The sequence below is a fragment of the Nocardia sp. NPDC058058 genome (assembly GCF_042885355.1).
Classification (GTDB): Bacteria; Actinomycetota; Actinomycetes; order Mycobacteriales; family Mycobacteriaceae; genus Nocardia.
In genome coordinates, this window is the sequence record NZ_JBHVSA010000009.1 from 1 (window position 1) to 5,528 (window position 5,528).

General features: G+C 65.6%; 5 protein-coding genes. 1 reads left to right on the plus strand and 4 read right to left on the minus strand.

The window, feature by feature from the left end:
- Nucleotides 1-338: 338 nt before the first annotated feature.
- On the minus strand, nucleotides 339-1,100 hold the full coding sequence (locus tag ACFVUS_RS43665) for a hypothetical protein (RefSeq protein WP_229895813.1): 762 nt from the start codon (nucleotides 1,098-1,100) through the stop codon (nucleotides 339-341).
- Nucleotides 1,101-1,500: 400 nt separating this feature from the next.
- Between ACFVUS_RS43665 and ACFVUS_RS43670 the strand changes: the two genes are divergently transcribed.
- On the plus strand, nucleotides 1,501-1,827 hold the full coding sequence (locus ACFVUS_RS43670) for a hypothetical protein (protein WP_143196299.1): 327 nt from the start codon (nucleotides 1,501-1,503) through the stop codon (nucleotides 1,825-1,827).
- Nucleotides 1,828-2,100: 273 nt separating this feature from the next.
- Here the strand turns inward: ACFVUS_RS43670 and ACFVUS_RS43675 are convergent, their stop codons facing one another.
- The 3 genes from ACFVUS_RS43675 to ACFVUS_RS43685 all read right to left on the minus strand — a co-directional run bounded on the left by ACFVUS_RS43675 (nucleotide 2,101) and on the right by ACFVUS_RS43685 (nucleotide 4,404).
- A complete protein-coding gene (locus tag ACFVUS_RS43675; RefSeq protein WP_073797224.1) occupies nucleotides 2,101-2,814 on the minus strand; it encodes a hypothetical protein in 714 nt (237 codons plus the stop codon).
- A gap of 488 nt (nucleotides 2,815-3,302) precedes the next feature.
- Nucleotides 3,303-3,548 carry a hypothetical protein gene (locus ACFVUS_RS43680; RefSeq protein ID WP_073797225.1) on the minus strand — a complete coding sequence of 82 codons (246 nt, stop codon included), beginning with the start codon at nucleotides 3,546-3,548 and terminating at the stop codon, nucleotides 3,303-3,305.
- A 112-nt stretch (nucleotides 3,549-3,660) separates the two neighbouring features.
- Entirely contained in the window at nucleotides 3,661-4,404 is a 744-nt protein-coding gene (locus tag ACFVUS_RS43685) for a hypothetical protein (RefSeq protein ID WP_143196301.1), read from the minus strand.
- Nucleotides 4,405-5,528: the final 1,124 nt, after the last annotated feature.

A 5,528-nucleotide genomic window follows, 5' to 3' on the forward strand; every position in this document is an offset into this window, starting at 1 on the left:
AGCCAGAGCCGGCCCTTCGGGCCGGTGTCCTTCGCTTCGCTTCGGACGGTTCGGGACCCCGAACGGCCTGCTTCGCAGCCCTCGGTGACCCCGTTTAATGGGGTCCGGGCCTTCGGCCCGTTGGGTGGGTCCGCTCCGCTCCCCACCCGGGTCCTTCCGGCTCCGCCTCCAGGACTAGCCCGCTCCGCGGGCGGCTGGCAGCGGTGAGGGCACCTGGCCTGAGGAGCTTACGAGGCCGGGGGCTGGCAGCTGACGAAGTCCACTGTCAGCCGGGTGACGGGCAGTCTGGGCCAGGCGCAGCCGTCCAGACACTTTCCGGTGTACTGATGGCCAGATCGTCAGGGAGAACAGGTTCCCAACGCCTGGGCCAGTCGGTCGCTCTGCTCCTGAGTGATGCCATGGGCGAGTTGTACGCCGAACCGTGGACTCCCTGTAACCGTGCACTCAAGGAGCCCCTGCACGAACGCATGCTCTCCTCCGCTGAGAGGGGACCCAGCGCGAAAATCCCATTGAGCCGGCTCCCAGATCGGGTTCCGCAGGATCATCTCCGCCACGCGGGATGCGTTGTCAGCCTGCATACCAGTGCGGGTGAGAGCCAAGGAGACCGTGTTGGCCGCCTCTGGCGGCAGGTCCACGTCACCGAGGATCGGCAGCAGAAGAAGCAAGCGGACGGTGGGGTCGTGGATTCCCGGTGCCGTGAGGTCCGGGTTGGCGGCAATATGGATCAGCTCTCCCCAGGACAAGCCCGGTCCTGCCTGGTGGGGGCTAATGGTGGCGAGATGACCGTGCCAGCCGCCCCATTCCGGGTGGGTGACGAAGTACAGGTTCCCGCAGTCGTCAGGGTCGTTGCGGTGAACCACCACCACTGTGTGCCCGTCACCGAACGGGATCCGGAAGACGGGCCAGCGCTCCTCCTCCATGAGCGCCTCACATGCCGCGTCTACGTCCGCCTCATCCGCGCCGAACCACTCAAACTCCGGCTCGCCACGCTCGTCTCCCGGCCCGCACAACCACATAAGCGAAACAGCCCAGAAGCCCGGAAGCCCAACCAGCTCCTCACCGAAAACCAGTCGGGCATCGTCGTATCCATCAATCAGCACCAGGCAAGTCTGCCGGGCACCACTGACACACCCCTTCGAACGCCACCAGGACCAGCCCACTACCGAAGTCCCAGTGGTGGTAACCAGGCCCGCCCTGCGGGCCAGGAAGCACTGTCAGAGAGGGCTCATAGTCTGGTGTGCTCACTAGACGCCGGAGGTTCCTCTTGCCCAGTCATCCCGCCATACGCGCACTGTCAGACGTGCTCACGCCCTGCAGGCAAAGCAGCGAAGGAGCCCCCCACGACCTGGCCGGAACAGCCGAAGCCGAACACAGACTCGGCATACGACTCCCCTCGGACTACATCGCCTTCATCGAAACCTACGGAGCCGGCGGAATCGACGGAGACGCACTGTGGGTATCCCCCCATACCGTGAAGCCGGAGGCGACAGCGTGGTCGACATGGCCGAACTCTTCTGGGAACAGGCCCCCGAATCCTACTCGCGCTGGCTGCCACCCGAGGTAGGCGCCGACAGGCTCCTCAGATGGGGCTTCGTTGAAGACGGAACCCACCTGTTCTGGCTCATGACCGGCGAGGACAGCGACACCTGGCCCATCGCCGACCTCTACGAAGACGGCGGCCCCTTTACCATCCACAAGGAAGGATTCGCCGCCTACGTACAACGCTGGTGCGCCCCCACACCCGGCCCCACCACAGAACCAATCCAATTCATCCACTGGCGCGAATACGGCCACCTCATGGAACAAGGCCTCAACCCCGCCAGTTGAGCGGGTCCGCTTCGCTCCCCCGCCCTTAACCCTTCCGGCTCCGCCTCCAGGCTCCTGGCTCGCTACCGCGAGCCAGGCTGCCAGCAGGAAGGAGGGCTATGGGGCTGACTGTCCGTCGGTAATAAGTCAGGGATTCGAGCCCTTCCCTATGGGCTTCGGCGGAATGTCCCGGCCCCTGGCCGACCATGCGGCGGAAGGCCTCTTTCTCCTCCATCACCGGACGGCCAGCGGCCGGCCGCATAGTACGCATCCCAGGCGCTCACTTCCACGGTTTCACGCATGCCTCTCCCGCCTCTCGTGGTTGGGGGTCCCGGCGCCACCCCTGGCGCGCCGCCGGACTGCGGCGGGGTACCCGAGCCGGACCGCGGCCTGATCGGCCGTCAAGGACGGCTGCGCGGCCAGGAGGACGGCGATCCGCTCGCTGCGCAGCTCAGACAGAGCGCGCTGCGCCGTCGCGTAGGCCACGCCCAGCGCGGCGCAGACGCCGGCGATCGTGATAGCCGGGTCGGCGTCGAGGAGCGCGGCAACCCGGGCCTGCAGCTCACCGCGCGGTACCGCATTCGCCTTCCCCTTCGGCCGGCCCGTCGCGGCCTGCTTGCCGGGCCGGCCGTCGCGGAAGGCCCGAACTGACCTGCGCGGCCAGTGCTCCACACCGCACACCATCACCATGTGCGGTGCCAGCCGCGGGTCCGACTTGTAGCCGTCCCAGCTCCGCGGGGACACCCCTACCTCGGCGGCCGCCTCCTGTCGGTCCAGCAGATCCTCCGCGCCCGGTGCTGGCAGAGCCTGCACCTCGCCACGCTCGAGGTAGGCGGCCGTCTGCTCGCCGTCCCACAACAAGACCCGGGCACCCTCAGAACTGATGGGCGCTGGGAAGCCCTCGGCCGCGTAAGGCCGCTTGTTCCGGAACGTGCCCATCGCCATGCCCATTTCTTGGGCAAGCTGCTCACGGGTACGAACCAGGTGCTCCCGTCCGCGGCGAATCATCAGCACTCCCTTTCTCACCATCACAGCAGCAGCGCCTCAGCCATTGGCCGACCGGCAGCGCAGGCCGGCGGACGGTACTGAGACAGGCCGCCAGATCAGCCCGTGAAAGTTACTGCACTTCAGTCACTTCGGCAAGGCGGCGCTACATCACCGTCTCAAAATGCATACCAGATAGAGATTGCAAAGACCATGGCCTAAGAACCGCAACCGAACGCCCTCTACCTACCCCGGCACCGCAGTAAAACCGCAGGTCAAAGCAGTTCTGCTGGGTACTACGCCGCATCCCGTTGTCCCAGCCAACTCATCCCAGCGACCCCAACCTCACCGCATCGCGCTATCCCCTAAAACCGTGTACACCGGCCTGACCAGCAAAAACCAACCACTGCCTCATCAGGACATCGTCTGCGGCCTCATGGACAACCAGGCACGGCGTCGCAACTACGGGGCCGCCCCTGGGCGGCCCCGTCGCATCTCGCCTGGTCGCCGGGCTACCGGTTCGTGTGCTTGCGCCCCACACACCAGCTGGCAACAGCGGTCAGAACCACGGTTACCCCCCACTGGATGGCTCCGTCGTAGACAGAGCTGGCGAACATCTCGACCGTGCTGGTGAACGCCACGGGATCCGTTACATAGATCCCGGCGAGGAAGCCCACGGCCAGGAGCACAAGCGCCGTCGCCGCTCGCGAAGGCCCCTCCTCGCGTTCCGCGGTGCCATGCTGGATAATCGATCCCACTAGAACCTCCTACAGAGTGATCTGACATGTCAGTGATCTTGGACCGGTGGTTCCTCCGCCAGCCTCTGGACGCGCCCTAGACAAGCTCCCCAGAGGTCGGCGGAGTTCTTTATCAGGTGAAGAGGTCACGCTCCTTCTCAGCCATGAGTCGCTCGACCGCCTCTTCCAATGCGGCGACCCGCGCTTCAAGACTCGATCCCCTACGCCCTTGGGATATCAGCGGGATACGCGAGTCTGACCTCACACGATCCGGTCCGGTTAGGGCTTCAAAGGTCGCTGCACCGACGTCGTGGGACTCCTGGAGCAACCTCGCGATGTTCGCTCGGTCCAGCGGGTCCTCTGAAGGGTCCCTGTCGACCTGACAGGCGTCACGCGCAAGGCTGGCAGCAATGCCCCAGTCCGGCGGATCGGAATGCATCGCCCGAAACTTGCGAATGAGCGTATGCCGTGCGGCCAGCTCGGTTTCCGACTTCTCGGCGACCGAGGCCGTGGCGTGCGACAGGCGGGACAGTTCGCGCTGCCGCTCCAGCAGCAGGTCGATCTCGGCGTACGCACCCTGAAGCTGCACGTCCACAACAGCGAACTGCTCCTCGGGAGCGCCGGGGTGCTCTTCTTCCCACGACCTGACCGCGTGGGCGTACCGATTGTGGACCGCAGCACGGGACAGGCCTCCATGTGCCTGCCCGATCGCCTCCCACGGAACACCGCGAATACGCTCCGCAATCACTGACAGCCGCTGCAGGTCCGCGGAGATCTCCGCCAGCCGGCGCGCGGTAGCAACGTACTCGCCAGCGGGCACACGGCCCGCCAGCCCCGCAGCGGCCGGGGGCGACGTCACTCTGTCAGAAGGGTTCATGACTCCATGATGATGACTTAACCGACACTCCGTCAAGCTTCATTTGACGATACGTACATGAAACATGACGCAACCGCTCAGGATCATGACACTGACCTGCGTCTATACCGAGAGCGCCCACGGGCCTCCAACGGAGAGTCCCAACCCGGTCAGAACAGACCTGGTGCACCAACAAGCAGAGAATCCAATCCAATTGGTGAAGAACCCGCGGCTTCTTCACGCGACAGGGCGCCCTCGACACAGCTCTCCGCAACCGACTCCGCCCCAACAAGCCTCAATCGCGGCCGACCCCGCACCGGCCGTTCACACCGCGTCGCGCTGTCCCCCTGCCCCCCATCAGGACAGCCTCTTCAGTCGCATGGACAACCGGGCGCGGCATAGCACCAACGATGTGGGTAGGGGCGACGCAGCCCGCGCCGATATGGCGTGCGCGGGTGAGGCCTGGTGCACAGAATCTGGGGCAGTACCGCCGTGCCGCCCCAACCTTCCTCGCGTGCAGACGACTATGCTTCGGCGGCTTGCCGCTGCCTGGCCCCCCGGCGAAGCGTGCCAAGGATCGTTCGGAGGGTCGTGCACCCGCGCTGCGGTCTCGGGCCCTGATCGTGCGGCCCGCCAGGCGACGAACACCGGATCGATCAAGGCCCAGCGGGCATCCGAAACGTCACTGCGATACGCACGCCGAGTACTCATACCCCAGGCAACAACCACCCGACGCGTGCAGTCACAAGAGCATCCCGAAACACCAACTACCTAGATCAGATGCCCTCTTACACGCGTACGCCGGCCCCGGGCCGACGTACACAACCCCGTGACGGACCACACCGCCCCGCGACCCCTGCGAGAGAGCGCCTCGCAGGCCCACCGGCCAGAACAGTGTCACCTACCACCCCCACCAACCCTCTCAGCCGCTACCTCGACCAGCCCACGCCTCCTCCTCTCCCCCGCCTCGTCCCCTCCTTCTCTTCTCCGTCTTCGCAACCGTCCTCACGTCCCCCCTTTCAAACCGCTCCGTTCCCTCAGCCGTTCTTCACTCCCCTACCCCCTCCAACCTATAAGTCTGGCTAGTCACCGGCTGCGTTTCAGGGTCTGACCAGGCACGCTGCGGTAAGGACACGGAGACCGGC